Origin of the sequence: Citrobacter sp. RHBSTW-00859, assembly GCF_013729795.1 — a bacterium.
Taxonomy (GTDB): Bacteria; Pseudomonadota; Gammaproteobacteria; order Enterobacterales; family Enterobacteriaceae; genus Citrobacter; species Citrobacter braakii.
In genome coordinates, this window is sequence record NZ_CP056284.1 from 1,193,396 (window position 1) to 1,215,036 (window position 21,641).

The following is a 21,641-nucleotide window of genomic DNA, read 5'->3' on the forward strand; positions in this document are numbered from 1 at the left end:
GTTTCTCCGTTAACCCAGCCAGGCGCCGAGTGGTAAGGTGACGTCAAGCAGTCGGTCAAAGGCATACCACAGCAGAATGCCGAGTACCGCGCCGGAAATCCCCGCAGCCGGAATGGTTGCGCCGAACAGCATGCCAATTACCACGGTGAGAATGGCGGTGGCGATGGGAAAACCGAGCCATTCGAAACCCCAGGCGTACATCAACAGAACAATCACCATTGTCAGCAGCTTTTGCAGCACGTGGCGGCGGGGCCAACTGATGGTGTCGGGATGGCGCAACAGCAGCGCCACGGCGCATACCAGCATCAGGCTGATAATGCCAAGCGGAAAGGGACGCGGCCCAACCGGCTCATAGCTGTATTCGCTGGTGATTTGCCAGGCCACGAACAGCCCGGCTATGCAGAGCAACAGCCAGATACCTGCAAAAATACGATCGCTCATCATCTTTGCCTCTGCGCTTATTTCGCCAGACCGAAGGCTTTCGCCTGCTCACGGTAATCCGTGACCTGCTTTTTCACGTATTCGTCGAGCTGCTTACCGCTCATGTTGAATTCAAACAGGCCGCGCAGATCGCGCTGCTTTTTAAACTCATCGGTCTGCTGGAGTTTGTTAAAGGTATCAACCCACCACTGATACTCGGCGTCGCTGACTTTTGGTCCAACGTAGAAGCCACGAATGATGGGCCACACGAGGTCATAACCCTGCTCTTTGGCGGTTGGCACGTTAGCTAACTGGCCTGGCAGACGTTGATCAGAGAACACGGCGAGCACGCGGATTTTGTCGCCGCTAAGATAAGGCACCATCTCGCTGAGATCGCCGGAAACCACCTGTACGTGATTCCCCATCAGCGCGGTGACCGGTTCGCCGCCGCCCTCAAAGGCCACATAGCGCATCTTATGTGGATCGACGTTGGCTTTTTGCGCCAGCAGCGCCGACTTCATCCAGTCCTGACTACCGATAGAGGCGCCTGCGCCAATGACCACGCTGTTAGGATCTTTCTCCATAGCCGTCAGCAGATCTTTCAGCGTTTTCCATGGTGAGTCCTGGCGTACGGCAATCATGCCGTAGTCAGTGCCCACACTTGCCAGCCAGCGGACATCATCAACGCCGTAGCGACCAAACTTCCCTTGTGACAGGTTCAGCAGCGAGCCGCCGGAGAATGCCACTACGGTACCCGCTTCAGCCGGACGTTGCGCGACGATCGCGTTATAGGCCACGGCGCCGACGCCACCGGGCATGTAGGTAACGCGCATCGGTTTTTCGATAGCGCCGGTTTCCATCATGCTCACTTGAATCAACTTACAGGTGAGATCGAAACCACCGCCAGGTTTAGCAGGGGCGATACATTCTGTGCGCGATGGCGCTTGTTCCGCCAGAACAGAGGTACTCATCAGTAAAATGCTTGCAGTAAGGGTACGAAGTAACTGTTTTTTCATTGTTTATCCTCACGCCGGAAAACCGGATTTTCGGGTACGGAAGAAGATTTTTGTGATTATGTGAGCCGATGTGTAGCAGTTCGGTTGCATGATTGTTAAAACATTAACCTTTCAATTCCCTTTCAATGCGGCAGAAACTTTACAGGATGTGATATGCGTCTCTTATTAGCGGAAGATAACCGTGAGTTAGCTCACTGGCTGGAGAAAGCGCTGGTGCAAAACGGTTTTGCCGTCGACTGCGTTTTTGATGGCCTGGCGGCCGACCATCTTTTACATAGCGAAACGTACGCGCTGGCGGTGCTGGATATCAATATGCCGGGACTGGATGGTCTTGACGTCGTTCAGCGCCTGCGCAAACGCGGGCAGACGCTTCCTGTGCTGCTGTTGACGGCGCGCAGCGCGGTGGCCGATCGGGTGAAAGGATTGAACGTCGGGGCCGATGATTATCTGGCAAAACCGTTTGAAATCGAGGAGCTGGATGCCCGGCTGAGGGCTTTGCTACGCCGCAGCGCGGGGCAGGTGCAGGGCATACAGCAACTGGGCGAACTGGCGTTTCACGATGAGGGCTATTTTCTGTTGCAGGGACAGCCGCTGGCGCTCACGCCGCGCGAACAGGCATTGCTGACGGTGCTGATGTACCGTCGATTGCGACCGGTTTCGCGTCAGCAGTTGTTTGAACAGGTCTTCAGTCTAAACGATGAGGTCAGCCCCGAAAGCATTGAGCTCTACATCCATCGTCTGCGTAAAAAGCTACAGGGAAGCGATGTGCGCATCGCCACGCTGCGCGGACTGGGCTATGTGCTGGAGCGTAGCGATGAAGTGGGTTAAACCCCAATCGTTGTACCTGCAACTGCTGATGTTTCTGGGTTTGCCGCTCATGTTGTTGTGGGGGTTGTCGGCATTTAACAGCTATGTCAGCGCGCTACAGGCGGCGACGCAGGCGTATGACCGGACGCTGCTCTCGTCTGCCAGAACCGTCTCCGAGCGACTGGTGGTGCACAACAAACAGCTGGAAGTGAATGTGCCGTGGGTGGTGCTGGACAGCTTTGAGCTGAATATGAACGACAGGTTGTATTACAAGGTGGTCGATCCGGCGGGGAAGGTTATCTCAGGTTATGACGATTTACCTGCGATGCCGCCTGCGACATCGCGTACGCGGCTTTATCCGGCGCTGGCGTGGTTTTATCACACTGAATATCGCGGGGAGGCAATTCGCGTGGCGCGTCTGCTGCAGCCCGTCAACGAGGGCGGCATTATCGGCATGGCCGAGATTTATGTCGCCGAAACGCTGCAATCGCGACGTTACCTGGCGCGACAGTTGCTGTTTTCCTCGTGGGTTTCGCAAGGGCTGCTGGTGCTGCTCACGCTGGTGCTGGTCGGCTGGCTGCTGCGTCGGGTGTTACGCCCGATGCGCCAGCTGTCATCGCTGATGGTGCGTCGCGAGCCTGGGCTGTTGACGCCGCTGCCGGAGCTACTGCCGTGGTCGGAAACCCGTCTGTTGATTGTGGCATTCAACCGTTATCTGGACCGACTTCGCGGCCTGATCTCTCGCCAGGAGCGCTTCAGCGCGGATGCTTCCCATCAGCTTAAAACGCCGCTGGCGGTGCTAAAAACTCAGGCGTCGGTGGCCCTCGCCAGCCAGCAGCCGCAGCAATGGTATGAGAGTCTGCAAGCCATGAGCTCCACGCTGGACAACACCATTCAACTGACGGAAAGGCTGTTACAGCTGTCGGCTGTGAAGCGCAAAGAGCAAGGAGAAAGGCACTTCTCGCCGGTTAATTTGTATGAGGTGGTGCAAAGCAGTTGTTTCACGCGACTGGCGCAGGCGCGCAGTAAAGGGATCGATCTGGGCTATGAAGGGGAACAGGATGCGGTGTGGATTGAGGGCGATGAAGTCCTGCTTGGCGAACTGTGCGGGAATCTGCTGGATAACGCACTGAAATACACGCCGCCGCATGGTGTGGTAACCGCCCGTCTGCTGCGAAAAGGAGAGGCGGTGGTGCTGGTGGTTGAAGATAGCGGGCCGGGCATCGATGAGCAGATGGTGCACCAGGCGCTGCTACCGTTTCATCGCCTTGATAACGTTGGTAATGTCCCTGGCGCCGGGATAGGCCTGGCGCTGGTCAACGACATTGCTCGTCTGCACCGCACGCACCCTCAGCTATCACGGAGTGAAACATTAGGCGGGTTAAGCATACGACTGCGGTTTTTATGCCTGGTGCGAGACGCTCAGGACGATCAGCATCGTCCTGCGCCTGTTATTTAAAGGTCACCGTCGCATTGACAGGGATACTAAATGTGCCGGGTTGGGGAGGATTTTTCAGCCAGAACAGGGTTGCCATGAACTCTTTGCGTCGGCTGTCGCTCTGGTTGGTAAACGCGCTGCTGGCAAAATCGATACGGTTGCCGCTGATAATGTCCCCGGAGCCGGGGTGTGCAGCATCCTGGAGCGTAACGCCGATATCTGGCGTCCCCTGACCGGTAAAAACTGCGCCGCTGTTGCTTGTGGTGCCGGTAAAGGTTACCGCGTAGTTGATGCCGCGATATTCATGCTTCCCGGCGGCTTCTGCGGCAATAACGGCAAACTGTTTACTGTGGCTGTTATCTTTTCCCACTTTTGCTTCGGTAATGCTGATCCTGCCAAACTCGACGGTATCGCTTCCTTTGTCAGAGCTGATAGAGACGATCGGTTCGCAGTTGATATAACTGATGTTATTCAGGCCATTAAGCGCGGGGCCAAAGTTTTTTGCCGGATTGCTGGTGGAGCAATGCGAACCGCAGGCGTTAATGCTGCCAATACCGTCGACGACGAAAACTTTGTTGATGGTGCGACCGGCCAGCGCAGGCAAAGGATCCGGGAGTTTTCCGGTAGCGACCAGACTGAGGTTAAAGGTGAAAGAAAATGTTTGTGGGCGCGCCTGGCAGTCACTGGTATGGCTGTGGTTATTACTCCTGCAGTAGTTGTCTGAACCTGCTCGGGGCAACGTTGCCTGATATTGGGTGGTGACGGCCTGGGCGCTTTGATCGTAGGGGCGACCATCAATGCTCACCACCAGTTTCATATTGGTTCCCTGCAGAAAATGCGCAAACTCATGATCAGGGTCGATGTAGATTCTGGCGGCTTCGCCGTGGGGCATATAGTCTGTGTCGCGGCAAGTGACGCTAACGGTTTGTGGATTGGACACCCAAACGGTGTCCCCAGCGGTGGTACTGTGGCTGATTTTAATGGGATCAACGTGTACGGAGACGCTGTTTGCTGTACAGGTAACCGCATAGCTTGCACTACTGAATATCGGCAAACAAAGTAGCACCACAAGTTTAACTATTTTTAACGGATTCATTGATTGCACCTTACGAGCCGACGCACTGGGCGGTAATTTGTGTATATCCGATTTTCTTCACCGGCTGGTTATGGTTATCCGGCATTTGAATAAAGCAGTGTTCATTTGCATGGGAGCCCCAGCGCACTTCCAGGCGAGAATTGTCTTCCACGCCGCTGGCATACAGTGCGCCATGCATACCGACCAGACCGTGGCTACGACCTTTGGTATCTCGTACGTTCGCGCCGACCGGGGGGGCAATGTTGCCGGGCATGACGGCATTGACCAGATAGTTGCGGCCGCTGAAGGTTTCAAACACCACTTTGCCGATGGCTTTCTCTGTTGGAACAATTTTTTTCTGTGCCTGCGGAATATCCAGCCCGGCACCAATATCAGCGGTATTCAGACTCACCACGTTGTAATGCCATGCGTCTGCGGCGGTAAGGACCGCATAGCCGTTACCGTCAATTGCCACGCCATTTTGTTGCTGGATATGGACACCGTCGGCATTTTTGGCCTCGACCAACACCATGGTATCGCCAGGAGAGTGCATGAGCGTCACGCCGCCTGCGTGCAGCATTGCCCCGCCGCTGATGCCCATATTCATATTCTGGTAGTTGCGTCCTGCGCTGTAGCCCCCCTGAACATTCATCTTGTCACCTTGCCAGGCGGCGTTAACCCCGGCAGAGGAATCCTGTCGATCGGTGGTACTGCCCTGAACGCCCCAGCTCAGACGATCGTCAAATGCTGTATTGCTGTAGCTGGTGGAGTAGCTGTCGCCATTCTGCTGGCTATGCATGATGTTGGTGGAGACAAAGCCGCGGCTATCCATGAAATCGAATGGAATGGAAAGCGTCAGGTTGATACTGCGGTCCTGGTAGTCGTACTGGTTACGGGTATCCTGTACATAAACGCTCCAGTTGATTTTCCCCAGTGTATCGTTGTAACCCAGCTGTATCGTGCGGTCGTGACTCCCGTTGTGCCAGTAGTTTTGCTGGCTGGCGCTGACGTAAAGAGAGGCGTTATCCCACAAACGCTGGTTAACAGAGACCTCAAAACGTTGGCGGCGATTATTGTAGTTAGTGGTGTAGTAATGCTTTTTGTTGTGCTCTTCGCCAGGAAAACGCAGCTGTTGATTCGGGTCGTCATAGGCGATGTCGTAATAGCCCGAGGACCAACTGTTATGCTCGTTAATGGTGTCGCTAAAGCTGTAATAACCGGAGGTATTGTAGCGGTAGCCTACCAGACGGAAATCCGTACCGTACTGGTTCAGCGATTTGGAGTATAAGAAACGGTAACTTTGTCCTGTGGACGTATCTCCACTGGCAAGCTGCGCTCTGGCGGTAGTGATATCGAAAGAGATCGCGCCGAACTGGTGCAGATCCTGCGCGATCCCGGTGGCAATCGCATTATAGCTTTCTGCGGTCAGGAAACCACCGTACAACGTGGAGCCAAAGCTGAGACCATAACTCAATGTGCCTTGAACAAAGCGGGGCCGCCAGCCGCCGCTGTAACCGTCGCGGTATTCCCCTGCCGTAAACTGAAAGCGGTTGTTACCTGCACGCAGCATGTTCGGGACCGCCGAATAAGGCACACTGAAATTACGCCGACTGCCATCGGCTTCAATAACGCTGACGTTCAGGTCGCCGCTTTGGTTGCTGGGGTTAATATCGTCGATGTCAAACGCGCCTGGCGCGACGTTTTTACTGTAAATCAGATAGCCATTTTGACGGATTTCGATTGTGGCATTGCTATTGGCGACGCCGCGAACGACTGGCGCAAAATCGCGTTGGCTATCAGGCAACATGTTTTCATCGCTGGTGAGCTGTGCCCCGGTAAACTGGATGCTGTCAAATACATCGTCGTCCGTATATGTTTGCCCGAAGCGCAAGCGGCTACGCAGCGCAATAATATTACGTTCCACCCACGTGGAAACCGCTTGCCATTGACGACCTGAGCCGCTGGCATAGCTGAAAGTAGACTGGTTGCGAAAATGCCATCCCGCCAGGTTTATACCGTTGGCAAAACTGGCAAAAACAGAGTCATGATCCTGACCCTGTTCAATCAGGTGCGTCGTATTGGCGTTGTAGCCGACAAAAGCGGCATTAATCCCATCGTCATAGGCCGATTCAGGCACGGCGTCATGCGCAGTCGAAAGCAGAAACGCTTCCGGCACTGAAATATCAATGCGCTGGTAGTTTGCATCTGCCGTCAGGCGGCTGTTTGCGATCAGAGCCGTGAGCTCCACGCAGGTATCGGCGTTACCCTCCGGGATTTTAATCCCGTATTTGCGCAGATCGTCCGCGCTCAGGCAAGGTTGCGGCTTGCCTTGTGGTTGACGTCTTTTAAAGTCAACATTGCGCGTTTCGACGAAGCTATGGTCAAGATATATATCGTATTCAAACGTGCCTTCGCTAAGTCCGTCATTACGGGCTATTTGCACTACGGAGGTAATATTTTGCGTACCATGTACAAAACGGGTATTAAACTGCGGCGTGCTGCTGGCGTATGCAGGTATGCACACGGCCAGCGTTGACAGCGTAAAGAGGGTGTACCGTTGCGGCTGCTTATTTTTTTTCATCATGTGCAACCCTAACTTAATTGCAAAATACCGAGACGTTATTAACCGCGTTAGTGCCGCCGTAATCATCTACCCAGCTAAAACCGATATGGCTGACTTTTTGCTGTGACAACGCAAACGTGCGTTCGCCATGCGGATTAATCATGTCGGCATCAATGTTTTGGCCGTTAATATGTAATTGCGTCAGGGAGATATGTAACGGCGTCGCATTGACTGCCCGCAGAGTATGACCGTGGCACTGCCACTGTAATTTCTCAACGGCTTCAGGTAGCGTCATATTCAGCCCACCAGGGCGATAAAATAGTTTGATGCGAATACGCTGCGCCAGCTGTAAGGTATTTTCTTCATTCTCGATGGTGGGGATTTCCTGCACATTAATCCACACTACAGATTCAACATCCTCAGGAAAGCCGTTGCCCTGATAAATAGCTCGCAACACGGCTGATTTATGGCCGTCAAGTTTCAGGATCGGAGGCGTAATTAACATTGGCAGATTGGCTGGCGTCTCATCCGGATTACCATTATCCAGCCACGTCTGTACCATATATGGCTTGTCTGTATTATTATTGACGTCAAACATCGCCGCTTTATCGTTCTCATTATAAATAACGCGTGTTTGACCCAAATTAATTGCGCTGTGAGCGGTGCTAACCACACACAGCAACAGGTAAAAGAATATTTTATTCATCAGGTGCACTTTCCAGGTTCAGGGAAGAGTGCCATCCATAGCAATCAACGTCCGTTATTTATAAATGACGGTGTAATTCATATCCGCAGTGATCGTGCCAGCCGCAGGCAGCGTTGCGCCAATTTGCTGATATTTGGCGACCAGATCGATTTTTGCATCGCCATTTTGATCTGCTTTTAAGCTCACCTCATTACTACCGGAAGCGAAATCGAGGGCATGACCCGCTTGATCCACTTCGATGCCAACATCGGTGGCAGAAGCCGAGCCACGTTTCGCTTCCAGAAGTGCTGTGTTACTGCCAGGGGTTTTACCAGTAAAGACCACCACATAGCCGCTTCCTCCAGTTACCCCACTACAGCCGCTAAATTGCAACGTAAACGGAGTATCACCGGTGCTAGAGCCCGCGCCGCTAAATAGCTGGTTGGTAACTTGTGGCAATGCCACTGTTTTACCTGGCTGGTTTGTTGTGCTCACCACGCAGGTACTGGCAACAATTTCACCGGTAAAATGGACCGTCGCGGTGGCTTTAGAACCTGTTGCGGCAGTGGTAACGTAATTCGCTGCTGCGCCAGCATTAGCGGCAAACAAAGCGACCAGTACACTGCTGGTAAGTGCAGTTTTCATCATCATAACTCCGTTAAATTTATTATTTACCCAGAAAAGTACTTGTCAGAGGCACAGATTCAGCTGGAGTTCATCAACGTCAAAAAATGATGTAGGACTTCATTTGAAAGAAATGATTAACGTGCGTAAATTGCTCAACAAGTAATCCGGCGCGGATATTATTTATTTGCGAAAAATAAGTAAACAAAATTTTTTGGCATCATTGAATGGCTTTGGAAGGTGTTTTTATATATATCTTAACAAAAGTGTATACATTGTTATCAATAATTCGTTGGGGCGATTTACGCTGCTTTTAACAAAATTTTAATGCTGTCATTTATTCTCTTCTCTTTATTTTAAATCGATATGTTGGTAAGCGCTGAAAATTCTGATGTTAAAGGTGTGTTCATGCAGAATGTTGACATTAGTAATATGTAACACGCATTTTCTCAATGATTGGCTATCGTTTTAGTTGAAGTCATGCTTGCCGCTTCATCTCCTCGGATTTGCTACAATTATTTAAACTAAATTTTTTTTACTATTCGTTTTTTTTTGAAATTTGAGCGTGAAAATGAAAGCAATCGCAGACTCTTCGTAAAATACCTTATTTATAATAAGGTTGCTAATCATTGCTTTGTAAATGTGTTACTAAGTTATTTTTATGGTGGGTATTATAAATAGACTTATTGATTTCTTCTTGTCGCTCTCCAGGACTCTCATCACTGACCATAGCGCAACGAGGTTTGGACAAAGTATTGCTTTTTGTAAGGTTAACCCGTTGTCAGGCGCTCATCATGTGATTCTACCCGTGGTAGCTTATGAATTGTGAACTGTCAATGACGTTTATGTTGCAATTAATAATGTTTTTTAAGGATGAAATTAAAAAATATTACCAATAAATAATCATCTAAATCATTGGGTTGCATTTGTATGGTGCGAAACCCATCACATTGTATTACATTGTTTTTTACATTTACTGACAGTGTGCCATTGCGTTTTTAAGACTTGTGATATAATTAGCAACATAAATGAGAAAAAAACAATTAAAGATCAATAAATAATGGGCTGAGATATGCTTAAAAAATCGCTAAAGATTAGCAGCCAGGGATATCCAGTCTTTTTAAAGCTGGTCGATTTCATTGTAATCAATGCGACGTTAATTTTTAGCGCCCATCTGTTAGGTCTGGCGCCATTTAACACCATTGCCATTCTGAGTATTCTCTTCTCAGTCTTTTTCTTACTGTTTGCTGAATACATTAAAATGTATCAACAAAAGATTAAGACGATCGGTTTACGTAATCAAAAACGGTTGGTTTTTTGTACGCTACTGGCGATTTTTCTGAACGAACTGGTCAGCATGACGGTGGCTGAACCTGAGTCTCTCGGCTACTTAGACAAACTGCCTTCCCCCTTTTATTCAGCGATTATTTACTGGTACTTCATCCCATTACCTTTTCTTTATTACATTCGCTTTTTCATTTTTAAATATTCAACGAAAAAGAGTATGCGCGTGGCGATTATTGGTCTGACCGACAATGGTCTGGCGGCAGAAAACGCGTTAATGGATGAATACGCTAATATCACATTAGATCTGGCTTTTTATGATGAGCGCGCCTTATCCCGCTGTGGCGATATCGTCGATAAGGTAAAAAGCCCCTTTCGTGGGCCGGTGATCAATCTGGTTGAGGAAGCCCGGCAGGGAAATATAGACGAAATCTACATCGCATTACCGATGGTAGCTTTACAACGCATTCGCCGTTTGAAGGGGCGGGTTCGTTTATCAAGCGGGCGGAAGATTTGGTGCTTGGTAGCATCATTATGGTGATGATTTCTTCGCTGATGTTGGCCATTGCCATTGGAATCAAACTCACTTCCCGCGGGCCAGTCTTTTTCAAACAAGACCGGTATGGTCTTAGCGGGCAAAAAATTAAGGTCTGGAAGTTTCGCTCGATGCGCGTTATGGAGAACGCCGATACGGTTATTCAGGCTACTAAAAACGATCCGCGAGTAACCAAGTTTGGTAGTTTCTTACGCCGCACCTCACTGGATGAACTGCCGCAATTTATCAATGTATTGCAGGGAAGTATGTCGATTGTCGGTCCCAGACCTCATGCGGTTACGCATAATGAGCAGTACCGTAAACAGGTCGAAAATTACATGATCCGCCATAAAGTTAAGCCTGGGATCACCGGGCTTGCGCAGATCAACGGTTTCCGCGGGGAAATCGATGCGCTTTATAAGATGGAAAAAAGGGTTCAGTACGATATTGAGTACATTCAAAACTGGTCTTTATGGTTGGATATAAAAATTATTATTAAAACTATTTTTAAAGGATTTATCGGTAAGAATGCAGGTAATGACTCCAACTTACTGATAGTGTTTTATGTTCAGATAATGCCCGATGACCTTGTCATGCAGCTCCACCGATTTTGAGAACGACAGTGACTTCCGTCCCAGCCTTGCCAGATGTTGTCTCAGATTCAGGTTATGTCGCTCAATGCGCTGAGTGTAACGCTTGCTGATTACGTGCAGCTTTCCCTTCAGGCGGGATTCATACAGCGGCCAGCCATCCGTCATCCATACCACGACCTCAAAGGCCGACAGCAGGCTCAGAAGACGCTCCAGTGTGGCCAGAGTGCGTTCACCGAAGACGTGCGCCACAACCGTCCTCCGTATCCTGTCATACGCGTAAAACAGCCAGCGCTGACGTGATTTAGCACCGACGTAGCCCCACTGTTCGTCCATTTCCGCGCAGACGATGACGTCACTGCCCGGCTGTATGCGCGAGGTTACCGACTGCGGCCTGAGTTTTTTAAGTGACGTAAAATCGTGTTGAGGCCAACGCCCATAATGCGGGCGGTTGCCCGGCATCCAACGCCATTCATGGCCATATCAATGATTTTCTGGTGCGTACCGGGTTGAGAAGCGGTGTAAGTGAACTGCAGTTGCCATGTTTTACGGCAGTGAGAGCAGAGATAGCGCTGATGTCCGGCAGTGCTTTTGCCGTTACGCACCACCCCGTCAGTAGCTGAACAGGAGGGACAGCTGATAGAAACAGAAGCCACTGGAGCACCTCAAAAACACCATCATACACTAAATCAGTAAGTTGGCAGCATCACCAAGAATGCATACTAAATTACTCGTGATTACCGGAATCGTGATATCGCAGCCCGTATGGGCTGATTTAACACCGAAATCACACATTGGCTTTGCGGGGATCGACTTCCAGGGCAAGGTCGCTGTGGACTATGGTTATAATGATAACGTGTCTTATCAGCCACATAGCAGAGATGCTATCGGTTCCTCGTTTCAGAGCGCAGCGCCCGTTTTGAGTATGATCGGAGAGCGCGGTCAGGATAAGTATTTACTGATGTACTCCGGTGATTATCGTAACTACTCAAGCGATTCCGCTGATAACTATAACGATCATTTTTTCCGTTTTAACGGTGCCTGGCGCTATGGGCTCAAGCACGGCTTAACACTCAATCTGGAGGATACGCTTGGGCACGAATCGCGCGGTCGAGGGATCACTGAGGGTTTTCTACCGGGCCAATTCGAGCAGTATGGGATTAAATCTCCGCTGACGACGAATTTTATTAACAGTGAATTGCGCTATAGCTATGGCGCGCCGGATGGGCGCGGGAAAGCGGAACTGGCGTTGTTATACAAAAAACTGACGTTCGGCAATACGTCTGACGCCCAGGAGAGTAGTGAAGATTTCTACAATTACATTCAGGAACAGGAATGGCACGAAAATAGCCTGGTGGCAGAAATTTTTGACCAATACACATCCAGAACGCGTTTTCGCTATAGCTTTATTACTAACCAGCGTCACTATGATAACAACTCAGAAAAAGACACTAATGAGTATTATTTGCTGTATGGCCTGAAGTCGCAGTTGACGGGAAAAACCAATGTCGACATGAATATTTCATGGTTGTACAAGACATTTGAAAACAACGCAAACTCGCATGATTTTAATGGTCTAAACTGGGATATAAAAGGGGAGTGGAAGCCGTTACAGCAGTCTGTTTTCACGGTGCACTCAGCGCAAAGCATTAAAGACCCATCGGAAGTTGGGGGATATATTTTAGTCACCCAGTATGGTCTTTCTTACCAGCACTTCTGGTTAGGTAACCGTTTTTCTACCTTGCTGGATTACTCATATACTTCAGAAGACTATAAAAAACAGAATAAAGATCGGCATGATAAAGATGGGGTATTTAGCGTAACCATGAGCTATGACTACACGCCGTCGGTCAATTTTGAGATTAAATATCAAATAGATACGTTGAATTCGAATAAGGATACTGATTCGTTTTATATCGGTCCCAACGACAATCAGGAAGTCATCAGAACGTTGGGTTATGATAATTCTATGATTATGCTTAAAGCTAAGGTTCAGATCTAAAATGAAAATAATAGAACTGTGCGCGGTTTTGCTATTCAGTATCCTGATGGTCGGATGCACAACGTCCAGCCCGAGATTAATGGACGATCCTGCTACTGTTCAGCAGGATTACCGACTTGGGGCAGGGGATACTGTCAATATCGCTGTTCATGGTCAACCCGATATGACGATGCGGTTTATTTTGGATAAGAGTGGGGAGATTAATTTCCCGTTTGTTGGTGCTCTTATATTAAAAGATAAAACTGTTGAGCAGGTGACTAACGAATTAACTCAACGCCTGACTGGAGATTATTTTACTACTCCGATGGTGACGGTGAGTATTGCCGAGTTCCGTAAATACTATGTTTCTGGCGAGGTGAAAAGTCCGAATGGATTCGCTTATGAGCCAGGACTTACCGTCGAGAAATCTATTGCGCAGGCGGGGGGATTTACAGATCGTGCTGACCGTCAAGATATCAACATTCGCCTGTCAGGTAGCAATCAGCTGCTTGAGAATGTTGATTTAACGCACTCTGTTCATCCTGGGGATGTCGTGATTATTGGCATGGGGTTCTTCTGACGATGAAACTATCAATAGTGGAAAACGGCAAAAAACGAGAAAGCACTGTTGAATTCTCCCGCTTTGCCAAAGCGCTGAAAAAGAACGCCTGGAAAATCGCGCTGGCCGGTATCGTTGCCGGGGTCGTGGCTTATCCGTTAATCAGCATGATGTCCTCAAAGTATGTATCAACGGCGACGGTGCTGATTAAGGCGCAGGCCGATAACGTTTCTCCGTTCCCACAGGTTGATGGTTTCGATTCAACGCGCAGTGGTTACTACGAAACGCAATATGCGTTGATGCATTCACGAATTGTGCTCGAGCAAGCCGTTCGCGATATGAAGCTGGATGAAAACCCGGCATTTACCGGGGAAAAAGCCGATGCTCAGGGCGCTGATAGCAGTGAAAGTCGGCAACTGAGAATGGAGCTGGCGCTGAAAACGTTGTCGAAAAACCTGAATGTCATCGGTATTCGGACAACGAACCTCGCCTCTATTACCTATGAATCGACTTCGCCCCAGGTTGCGGCTGATATCGCCAACGGCGTCGCGCAGGCTTTCATCAACTATACGCTGGAGCAAAAGCGTCAGAAAGTAGAGAAAGCCCGCGAACTGAATTATGAAAAAATGGAAGAGATTCAGAAGTCGATAGCGAAGCAAAAAGAAGAGATGGAAAGCTATCTGAAAAATGCCGGGCTGTTGACCTTTCGCGGTATCGATGGTTTTGAAACCGAGCAGTTAAGTATCGTGACCAATCGTCTGGCCGACGCGACCCAACGTCGTGTTGCCGCTGAATCCGTTTATAACGAAGTGAATGGCGCAGGGAAGTCCGCCGAAAGCGTTATCTCGCTGCCTTCGGTCTCTAACCACGCTCAGATTCAGGATCTGCGCATTGCGCTGATTCAGGCGCAGCGTACGTTGTCTGAACTGCGCAAAGTTTATGGGCCAAAAAACCCCGCCATTTTAAAAGCACAGGCCGATGTTCAGTCGATCCAAAGCCAAACCGGACGGGTGTTGGGTGAGCTGAAAGTCGGCTTACGTCAGCAATATCTGGCGGCGCTGGCGGATGAAAAGAACTATCAGCAACAGGTGGAACAGCAGAAAGAGATCTTCCAGAAAATGGCGTCAAAACGGGATGCCTGGAACGGCCAAAAACTGTCGTTAGATAAAATGGAAGACCTGTATAAATCGCTCTATCAGCGTACTCAGGAGTTGTCGCTGTCCGGCGTGAATGCCGATGCGGTGTTATACGATCCCGCAGTTCCTGCATTAAAACCGGCGAAGCCGAATAAATCACTGCTGTTGGTGATGGTGGTCATGCTGGTGGTCGTGTTCAGCATCATGTATTTCATTGTCAAAGCGGCGATGGATAACTCAATCGCCAGCCTGAGTCGCATGAAAAAGCGCCTCAACGTTACCCCGCTGGGCGAAATCCGTCGTTTTAGTGGAACCTCAGAGCGTGCGCAAGTGCGCGACATGATCCTGAAGAACCCGCTGAATGCCGATATTGTGCACGGTATCCGTACCCGGATTATGCTGGATAATCGTCCATTACAGACGCTCGCCGTGGCATCGACGGAACACGGTGATGGGCGTTCTTTGTTGGCGAATCTGTTAGCGAACTCCTTTAGTTTTGACCAGAAAACGCTGCTTATTGATGCAGATTTTTTTAATACGGGCGGGCTTTCTTCTGAACTTGCATCAGCCACATCCGCAGGCCTGGCTGAGCTGCTGCGCGGAGAGACTCAGCTGGAACAGGCGCGGATCACGCTCAGTGATAATCTCGACTTTATTGCGCACGGCAAGAGCACCATCTCTTCTTTACTGATGTTGTCGTTGGAGCACGTTGAACCCTTAATGCGCGAACTGAAATCGCATTATCAGCGCATCATTATTGATGTTGCTGCTGTGAATCAGAGCCAGGATGTTCAACTGATCAAACGTGCCGTCGATGGGGTTGTTTTCATAGTGAAAGCCGGGGTGGAGTCGGCGGGACACATCGCCAGCGCGCTGGATAAGATTGAGGAAAATAACGGCGTGGTGATTGGCGCGGTACTCAATGCGGTTGAAGAAAAAGATCTTGAAACCCAGGAGGGTCTGCGTTCACTTAACTTCAGTACCGATCAACTGATGACGACGCCAGGCCGGGTATGAGTCTACTGAAGAGCGCTTCCACGATAGCCGGTTCATCAGTCATCTCGCAGTTGATTGGTGCGCTGTCTATCTGGTTGATTTCGCACAAGTATGATATGGCTGAGGTGGGGCTTTATGCGCTCAATTACAGCATCGCCGTGGTGGGCGCGCAGGTGTGTACCTTTGCATCGCAGCTTTTAATTCCAAAACAGCACGACGACGAACTGGTACAGAACGTCGTTTTTTGCCTGATCCAAAGCACGATCATTGCCTTACCGTACGCCGTACTGACAGCGTGGCTGTTTCACCAGAATATCCTGTTCCTTTATTTGCTGACGCTGGCGACGGCGTGGGTTTTAATCTCGGAAAACCTGTCGCTGCGCACGGCCAATTTTCGTTTTCTGATTTTCCAGCGCATCTCTGTCTCTGTGGTGGTATTACTTTCGGTGCTGGTTACGCATCAGGTGCAACTGTTTTATTGGTCATGGGCCTGCGCGACGATGCTGCTGACCATAAGCTGTATTTTGCATTCGTTTGATATTCGTTCCGTGGCGGCCAGACATTTGCGACCTGCCAGTAACTGGCATTTTTTCAAACAAAATATCCATCACATTACCAAAGTCGGTAGTGCGGAAGTGCTGGCGATGGCCAGCAGCAATTTGCCGATTATGTTGATTAACTTTTGGTTCTCGGCGCTGACGGCAGGTTATTTTTCCGTGGTTAGCCGCTTTTGCCTGGCGCCGGTGGTGATCATCGGCAACGCAGTGCGCAATACTATTTTTTCCAAGTGGTCTATCGACTTCAGAAATAATACCTTTAATTTTCATGAATATACCAGGGTGCGGATGCTACTGTTGGTTCTGGGGGTTATCTGTACTCTCGGGGTGTTTATTTTCTATCCAATAGTGATGCGTCTGGGCTTTAGCGAAGACTGGATTAACTCCATTGAGACGTCGCGCTACATGTTGCCCTATTTATTCCCGGCGCTGGCGATAAGCCCTCTGACGGTGATTGAGCTTATTTTTGGTTCCCACCGCTATTTTCTGCGTATCCAACTGGAACAGCTGGCGATTGTGTTATTCGCATTTGTCGTCATTCCCTATTTTCATAAAGATTATGCCACGTCGGTTATCCTGTTTTCTTCACTGACATTTATTCGTTACGCCTTCATTTATCTGAAAATGAATAAGCGAGCCAATCTTCTGAAAGACAAGCCGGTGATACTATGACGCTGAATACCGGATACTATTTACAGGTTTTTAGCTTTGTCACGCTGATCCTGTGTGGCCTGGTGCAATACTTTACCGGCATGCAGTCGGTGCTGTGGATCCCCTTTTTCCTGACCCTGTTGATGGTGGGATTATTGGTGATGCAGACGCGTGATGGCTCGCTGCAGCTGGATGCGCAGGAGACGATTGTCCTGGCGTTGTATTTTTCGTTCCTGATACTGGCCGGAACATCGACGCTGATTCAGGGCGGGATCACCGTCGCGATTGTGGCATTTAAAAATGAAATCGCATTGTCACTGGTGATGATCTGTTTGCTGCTGGGATTTTGCCGGGAGTCGCAGATTTACCGTGCAACGCGCTATCTGTACTGGGTGTTTTACGCGCAAATCCCGGTAATGATTTATCAGGTTTTGCTGGTCGTTCCCCAGCGCGTTGCGGTGCGTGGCGAAGATGAGAAATGGGACTCCGTGGTTGGTACGTTTGGCGGTGACCCCATGGGGGGCGGTAACACTGCTGCGATGGGCCTGTTTTGCCTGTTGATTATGTTGTTAAAAGTCTCTGAGTATAAGCACGGGTTGACCTCGTTCAAGTCCATGGCGTTGCACATTGTTCTTGGGATCGGGCTATGTATTATTGGTGAAGTGAAGTTCGTCATTCTGCTGTCTCCTCTGTTCCTTGCGTGGGTGTGGATCTCACCGAGCTACGTCAAAGACGTCAGTAAGGTTAATCTGAAAACGCTGTTGGTTATTGTGGCGGGCATGCTGCTGCTTATTAGCTTGTCGATAGTGATCCTCGCGTACTATTATTCTTCCGCGTTTGGCGGCGATCCGTCGAAAAGCTCGTTAAGCATTTTCATCGACTCCTTAAGCTATATCTTTGACCCGAACTACATCATGTCTACCGGGGAGTTAGGGCGCTTTACGACGTTCCTGTTCTGGTTGAAAAATAACGATCTGTGGGGGCTTTCAGGAACGTTATTTGGTTACGGGCTCAACGCCACAAACAGCGGGAGTACGGTGTCGCCGGGCTTTTTGAATATCATTTATAACTTAATTCTCGACTCGACTTCCCTGAGTATGCTGCTGTGGGAAGTCGGGGTGATCGGCACGTTACTTTTTATTAGCTTATTCATTTATATCCTGAAAGTTTGTCAGCCAAAGCCATTACTGACGCTTGAACAACTGGACCAGCAGGATCTTCAGTTGCTGAGCTTTGCACCGGCGTTTAACGCTTTTGCTATCAGTTGCTTAATTAGCTTACCTTACAGCCAGATACTGATGATTACACCGATGTTACAATTCCTGTTCTATTTATCACTAGGATCAAGTTTAGTGATTCGTCGAACCGTCCTTCGCTGTGTAGGGTAATTGTATGGACCAAAAACCGTTTATTTCAGTGAGTATTAAAACACTCAATGAATCTGAATGTATTGAGAAAACGATAGACAGTATCCGCAGGCAGCTTGTTGATTATCCACATAAAATTATAGTGGCAGATAGCCTGTCAACGGATAACACCCAACAGCTTGCGATCGATAAAGGGGTGACCGTGGTCTCTTTAACTGACCCAGGCGATCGCTGCTGCGGCGTCGGGCATCAGTTAGGTTATCTGTATAGTGAAGGGGAATATCTGTTGCTGATGGACGGCGACATGGAGCTGGAAGAGGGCTTTGTGGATCAGGCTGTCGCTTTTTTGCAGGCTGAGCCGGAATATGCAGGTGTCGCGGGAACCGTTGAAATGGACGATGCCGTTAACTATGAATTTAAATCGCGTAAGCAGCGTATTAGTAAAATCTATCCGCTTGGAGATAGCGACCATTTAGGCGGTGGTGGGTTATATCGCCGCTCTGCGATTGAGAAAATTGGTTATCTCACCAACCGTAATTTGCACGCTTATGAAGAAGCCGAACTTGGCCTGCGTTTGCTCGATGCGGGTTATAAACTACGCCGTCTGAATATTCCGTATTTTATCCATACTTCGCATACCATGCCGACCTTTCAGATGCTGAAGCACCGCTGGAAAAGTGGATACTATCAGGCACCGGGCGAGCTTTTACGTTGTGCATGGGGAAAACCTTATTTCGGCAAAGCGTTAAAAATGGTTAAGAACGAGGCGATTTTTTCTGTGTATCTGATTGCCTTGTTTATTGCGGCGGTGACCTTCAATCTCGAACTTTTCGATATTGCATTTCTACCCTTGCTTGCCTTTATTATCTTGAAAACCGTGCAGAATCGATCGTTATTGAACGGATTGCAGAGCGTAATGAACCTGGCCGTGCTTTCTGCGGGACTTGTTAAAGGGTTGACTAAACCAGTACGCGATCCGTTGACTCCGCCTGACAGTAAAATCATTCATGAATAACTAAGGCTGGCGCAATGAAAGTTTTATTAGTGAATAAGTTTTTTTTCATTAAAGGCGGCGCGGAAACCGTTTATTTTCAAGAGCGCGAGATGCTGAAACAGGCCGGAGTACAGGTTATTGATTTCTCGATGCAGCATGAGAACAATTTCCCTTCGGACTATGCGGATTATTTCGTCAGCAATGTGGACTACCACCAAGAGCGCAATCTGCTGGGCGGGCTCAAAACGGCGGTTAACTTTATTCATAATTCGCAGGCCTGCAAAAAGATGCTGGCGCTACTACAAAAAGAGCGTCCGGATATCGTCCACTTCCATAACATTTACCATCAGTTAACGCCGGCGTTGATTAAAGTGGCCCGCAATTTTGGCTGCAAAACGGTGTTGACCGCGCATGACTATAAGATCGTCTGTCCTGCCTATTCCATGCTGCGCGACGGTAAAGTGTGTGATTCCTGTATTACCGGGACGGTTTTCAATGCCTTCAGGTATCGTTGCCAGGAAGGCTCTGCTTCAAAAAGCCTCCTGCTCTCTTTAGAGGCGACCTGGCAATATATTGCGCAAAATTACCAGGCGCTGGATGTGATCGTTTCGCCGAGCGTCTTTTTACGTGGCGTATTGTTGCGTACGCTGCCGAATTCGCGCATTGATGTCATCGTCAATGGCGTTGATGACAGCCGTCCTCTGGGTGAGGTAAGCGATGAGGGCTATATGCTGTACTTCGGTCGCCTGAGCCGTGAAAAGGGCGTGGCAACGTTATTGGCGGCGCATGAGAAAATGCAGAACAAAGCGCCGCTGAAAATTGTGGGGCACGGTCCCCTGCACGACGAATTAGTCGCCCAATACCCGGACGTTGAGTTTTTAGGTTATGTGCAACAAGGGGAAGCTCTCGATAACCTTATTAAGCATGCGCGGGCAGTGATCCTTCCTTCAGAATGCTATGAAAACTGTTCTATGGCGATATTAGAGGCGATGTCCTTAGGCAAGCCGGTGATCGGATCGCGCATCGGTGGCATCCCGGAACAAATTCGTGACGGTATCGAAGGGATTTTATTCGAACCTGGCAATGCGCAGGAGTTAGCAAATGCGCTGGATGCACTGGCCGACTCGCCAGAGAAGGCGCGGGTCATGGGCTTACAGGGTCGTGCGCGATTGAGTGAAAAATATGCGCTGAGTAAACATATGGATACTCTACTGGCGCTCTATAAAGAACTGCTGAGCAGGCCATAGTATGAGTAAAAAAATAACGGTTTTTGGTACGCGTGGTATTCCCGATGTATTGGGTGGGGTGGAGACACACTGTCAGAATCTATATCCTGCCATTAAGCAGCAGTTGGACGTTGATATTTGCGTGATTGCACGCTCGCCGTATGTAAATTACAAACGATCGTTATATAAGAAAGTTGAAACCTACGCGCTGTGGGCACCCAAAAAGCGCTCGCTGGAAGCGATTGTCCATTCTGTTTTAGCGGCATTTAGGACAAGTATCGACCATTCGGATATTGTGCATGTCCATGCTATCGGACCTGGGCTTGTGATCCCCTTATTACGCATGTTAGGGAAGAAGGTGGTTTTCACCCACCATGGACCTGATTACGATCGTCAAAAATGGGGATTCGTTGCCAAAAAAATATTGCTGCTGGGTGAGCGTTGGGCAGTGAGATATGCCAACGAAGTGATTGTGATTTCTGAGGTTATTAATCAACTGATCCAGAAAAAACACGCTCGCTATGATGCGCATTTAATTCACAATGGCGTCAATGAGCCGCGGTCGTTATCTGCGCTGACCATCGACAATACGCTCTCCCGCTTTGGGCTGCAGCCGAAAAACTACCTCGTGGTGGTTGGGCGATTTGTGGAAGAAAAAGGGATGCATGATGCCATCGCCGCCTATCAGCGCAGCGGTTTAACTATGCCGTTAGTGTTAATTGGCGATGCGGATCATCCGACCGAATATAGCATTCGCCTCAAAAAGCTTGCCGCGGACACCCCTGGCGTTGTGATGACGGGGTTCTTGCGTGGTGATGAGCTTCAGGCGGTGTTTTCCCAGGCACAGCTGTTTGTGATGCCTTCATACCATGAAGGATTGCCCATTGCGCTGCTGGAAGCGATGTCATTTTCTCTTCCTGCCGTCGTCAGTGATATTCCGGCTAACCTCGAAGTTCAACTGCCGTCCGAGGCCTATTTTAAGGTGGGGGATGTGACCAGCCTGGCCGAAAAATTAACCGAGTGGGCGGCAACCAATAGCGTGGACTATCGTGTATATTTGCAAAACTATAACTGGCATGAAATCGCCAAAAAGACGATTAACGTCTATCACTCAATTGATAAAGATATAGGTTAATT

The 21,641-nt window shown here is 49.3% G+C and carries 17 protein-coding genes and 1 pseudogene; 11 read left to right on the forward strand and 7 right to left on the reverse strand.

The genetic code is table 11. From position 1 onward, the window contains the following. Window positions 1-9: 9 nt before the first annotated feature. Window positions 10-444, reverse strand: a complete 435-nt coding sequence (locus tag HV302_RS05960; protein WP_087050849.1) for a tripartite tricarboxylate transporter TctB family protein — start codon at window positions 442-444, stop codon at window positions 10-12. 14 nt (window positions 445-458) lie between these two features. Continuing rightward, window positions 459-1,436: a Bug family tripartite tricarboxylate transporter substrate binding protein gene (locus HV302_RS05965; RefSeq protein ID WP_181627038.1), complete on the reverse strand. Its 978-nt coding sequence runs from the start codon at window positions 1,434-1,436 to the stop codon at window positions 459-461. A 153-nt stretch (window positions 1,437-1,589) separates the two neighbouring features. Here HV302_RS05965 and tctD point away from each other — a divergent pair, with 153 nt between their 5' ends. Together tctD and HV302_RS05975 are read left to right on the forward strand one after the other, a co-directional pair. After that, a complete protein-coding gene (gene tctD / locus HV302_RS05970) occupies window positions 1,590-2,264 on the forward strand; it encodes a transcriptional regulator TctD (RefSeq protein WP_016157281.1) in 675 nt (224 codons plus the stop codon). Beyond that, the gene (locus tag HV302_RS05975) at window positions 2,251-3,702 is read left to right on the forward strand and encodes a sensor histidine kinase (RefSeq protein WP_181627039.1); all 1,452 of its coding nucleotides are present in this window, start codon (window positions 2,251-2,253) and stop codon (window positions 3,700-3,702) included. Before tctD ends, HV302_RS05975 begins: the two co-directional genes overlap by 14 nt. On the opposite strand, the gene HV302_RS05980 is transcribed toward HV302_RS05975, so the two are convergent. The 4 genes from HV302_RS05980 to HV302_RS05995 are packed head-to-tail and all read right to left on the reverse strand — an operon-like array spanning window position 3,695 to window position 8,652. Next, window positions 3,695-4,777, reverse strand: a complete 1,083-nt coding sequence (locus HV302_RS05980; protein ID WP_181627040.1) for a fimbrial protein — start codon at window positions 4,775-4,777, stop codon at window positions 3,695-3,697. The two genes, HV302_RS05975 and HV302_RS05980, sit on opposite strands and share 8 nt — an antisense overlap. Window positions 4,778-4,787: 10 nt before the next feature. Beyond that, complete coding sequence (locus HV302_RS05985; RefSeq protein WP_181627041.1) at window positions 4,788-7,340, reverse strand: fimbria/pilus outer membrane usher protein; 2,553 nt, start codon at window positions 7,338-7,340, stop codon at window positions 4,788-4,790. Window positions 7,341-7,353: 13 nt separating this feature from the next. Next, entirely contained in the window at window positions 7,354-8,025 is a 672-nt protein-coding gene (locus HV302_RS05990; RefSeq protein WP_181627042.1) for a fimbrial biogenesis chaperone, read from the reverse strand. Window positions 8,026-8,079: 54 nt separating this feature from the next. Then, a complete protein-coding gene (locus HV302_RS05995; protein WP_181627443.1) occupies window positions 8,080-8,652 on the reverse strand; it encodes a fimbrial protein in 573 nt (190 codons plus the stop codon). 1,048 nt (window positions 8,653-9,700) lie between these two features. On the opposite strand from HV302_RS05995, the pseudogene HV302_RS06000 reads away from it, so the two are divergent. Beyond that, window positions 9,701-10,980: pseudogene (locus HV302_RS06000) on the forward strand (exopolysaccharide biosynthesis polyprenyl glycosylphosphotransferase); the annotation flags it as partial. A gap of 15 nt (window positions 10,981-10,995) precedes the next feature. On the opposite strand, the gene HV302_RS06005 reads toward HV302_RS06000, so the two are convergent. After that, window positions 10,996-11,693, reverse strand: a protein-coding gene (locus HV302_RS06005) for an IS1 family transposase (RefSeq protein ID WP_223429336.1) whose coding sequence is annotated in 2 segments (ribosomal slippage) — window positions 10,996-11,444 and window positions 11,444-11,693 — 699 coding nt in all. Because the reading frame shifts where the segments join, the coding sequence is not laid out codon by codon here. 59 nt (window positions 11,694-11,752) lie between these two features. Between HV302_RS06005 and HV302_RS06010 the strand changes: the two genes are divergently transcribed. From HV302_RS06010 to HV302_RS06045, 8 genes are read left to right on the forward strand one after another with little or no spacing between them, the layout of a single operon-like run. After that, window positions 11,753-13,039 (forward strand): outer membrane beta-barrel protein, encoded by a 1,287-nt coding sequence (locus tag HV302_RS06010; protein ID WP_046274862.1) that lies wholly within the window; start codon window positions 11,753-11,755, stop codon window positions 13,037-13,039. Between the two features lies 1 nt (window position 13,040). Next, window positions 13,041-13,598, forward strand: a complete 558-nt coding sequence (locus HV302_RS06015; protein WP_016154118.1) for a polysaccharide biosynthesis/export family protein — start codon at window positions 13,041-13,043, stop codon at window positions 13,596-13,598. Between the two features lie 2 nt (window positions 13,599-13,600). Continuing rightward, entirely contained in the window at window positions 13,601-15,730 is a 2,130-nt protein-coding gene (locus tag HV302_RS06020; protein WP_181627043.1) for a GumC family protein, read from the forward strand. After that, a complete protein-coding gene (locus HV302_RS06025) occupies window positions 15,727-16,938 on the forward strand; it encodes a lipopolysaccharide biosynthesis protein (protein ID WP_181627044.1) in 1,212 nt (403 codons plus the stop codon). Before HV302_RS06020 ends, HV302_RS06025 begins: the two co-directional genes overlap by 4 nt. Continuing rightward, a complete protein-coding gene (locus HV302_RS06030) occupies window positions 16,935-18,305 on the forward strand; it encodes a capsular biosynthesis protein (protein ID WP_181627045.1) in 1,371 nt (456 codons plus the stop codon). The genes HV302_RS06025 and HV302_RS06030 overlap by 4 nt, the downstream gene beginning before the upstream one ends. 4 nt (window positions 18,306-18,309) lie before the next feature. Next, complete coding sequence (locus HV302_RS06035; RefSeq protein ID WP_016154114.1) at window positions 18,310-19,299, forward strand: glycosyltransferase; 990 nt, start codon at window positions 18,310-18,312, stop codon at window positions 19,297-19,299. A 14-nt stretch (window positions 19,300-19,313) separates the two neighbouring features. After that, on the forward strand, window positions 19,314-20,525 hold the full coding sequence (locus tag HV302_RS06040) for a glycosyltransferase family 4 protein (protein ID WP_181627046.1): 1,212 nt from the start codon (window positions 19,314-19,316) through the stop codon (window positions 20,523-20,525). A gap of 1 nt (window position 20,526) precedes the next feature. Next, on the forward strand, window positions 20,527-21,639 hold the full coding sequence (locus HV302_RS06045; protein ID WP_016157268.1) for a glycosyltransferase family 4 protein: 1,113 nt from the start codon (window positions 20,527-20,529) through the stop codon (window positions 21,637-21,639). The last annotated feature ends 2 nt before the right edge of the window (window positions 21,640-21,641 follow it).

What these genes read in the sequence shown, in the direction of transcription:
- HV302_RS06020 (WP_181627043.1), top strand. Translation starts at nt 13,601, where the DNA reads ATGAAACTATCAATAGTGGAAAACGGCAAAAAACGAGAAAGCACTGTT.
- HV302_RS06045 (WP_016157268.1), top strand. Translation starts at nt 20,527, where the DNA reads ATGAGTAAAAAAATAACGGTTTTTGGTACGCGTGGTATTCCCGATGTA.
- HV302_RS05980 (WP_181627040.1), bottom strand. Translation starts at nt 4,777, where the DNA reads ATGAATCCGTTAAAAATAGTTAAACTTGTGGTGCTACTTTGTTTGCCG.
- tctD (WP_016157281.1), top strand. Translation starts at nt 1,590, where the DNA reads ATGCGTCTCTTATTAGCGGAAGATAACCGTGAGTTAGCTCACTGGCTG.
- HV302_RS06015 (WP_016154118.1), top strand. Translation starts at nt 13,041, where the DNA reads ATGAAAATAATAGAACTGTGCGCGGTTTTGCTATTCAGTATCCTGATG.
- HV302_RS05965 (WP_181627038.1), bottom strand. Translation starts at nt 1,436, where the DNA reads ATGAAAAAACAGTTACTTCGTACCCTTACTGCAAGCATTTTACTGATG.
- HV302_RS05990 (WP_181627042.1), bottom strand. Translation starts at nt 8,025, where the DNA reads ATGAATAAAATATTCTTTTACCTGTTGCTGTGTGTGGTTAGCACCGCT.
- HV302_RS06010 (WP_046274862.1), top strand. Translation starts at nt 11,753, where the DNA reads ATGCATACTAAATTACTCGTGATTACCGGAATCGTGATATCGCAGCCC.
- HV302_RS06040 (WP_181627046.1), top strand. Translation starts at nt 19,314, where the DNA reads ATGAAAGTTTTATTAGTGAATAAGTTTTTTTTCATTAAAGGCGGCGCG.
- HV302_RS05985 (WP_181627041.1), bottom strand. Translation starts at nt 7,340, where the DNA reads ATGATGAAAAAAAATAAGCAGCCGCAACGGTACACCCTCTTTACGCTG.
- HV302_RS06035 (WP_016154114.1), top strand. Translation starts at nt 18,310, where the DNA reads ATGGACCAAAAACCGTTTATTTCAGTGAGTATTAAAACACTCAATGAA.
- HV302_RS06030 (WP_181627045.1), top strand. Translation starts at nt 16,935, where the DNA reads ATGACGCTGAATACCGGATACTATTTACAGGTTTTTAGCTTTGTCACG.
- HV302_RS06025 (WP_181627044.1), top strand. Translation starts at nt 15,727, where the DNA reads ATGAGTCTACTGAAGAGCGCTTCCACGATAGCCGGTTCATCAGTCATC.
- HV302_RS05960 (WP_087050849.1), bottom strand. Translation starts at nt 444, where the DNA reads ATGATGAGCGATCGTATTTTTGCAGGTATCTGGCTGTTGCTCTGCATA.
- HV302_RS05975 (WP_181627039.1), top strand. Translation starts at nt 2,251, where the DNA reads ATGAAGTGGGTTAAACCCCAATCGTTGTACCTGCAACTGCTGATGTTT.
- HV302_RS05995 (WP_181627443.1), bottom strand. Translation starts at nt 8,652, where the DNA reads ATGATGAAAACTGCACTTACCAGCAGTGTACTGGTCGCTTTGTTTGCC.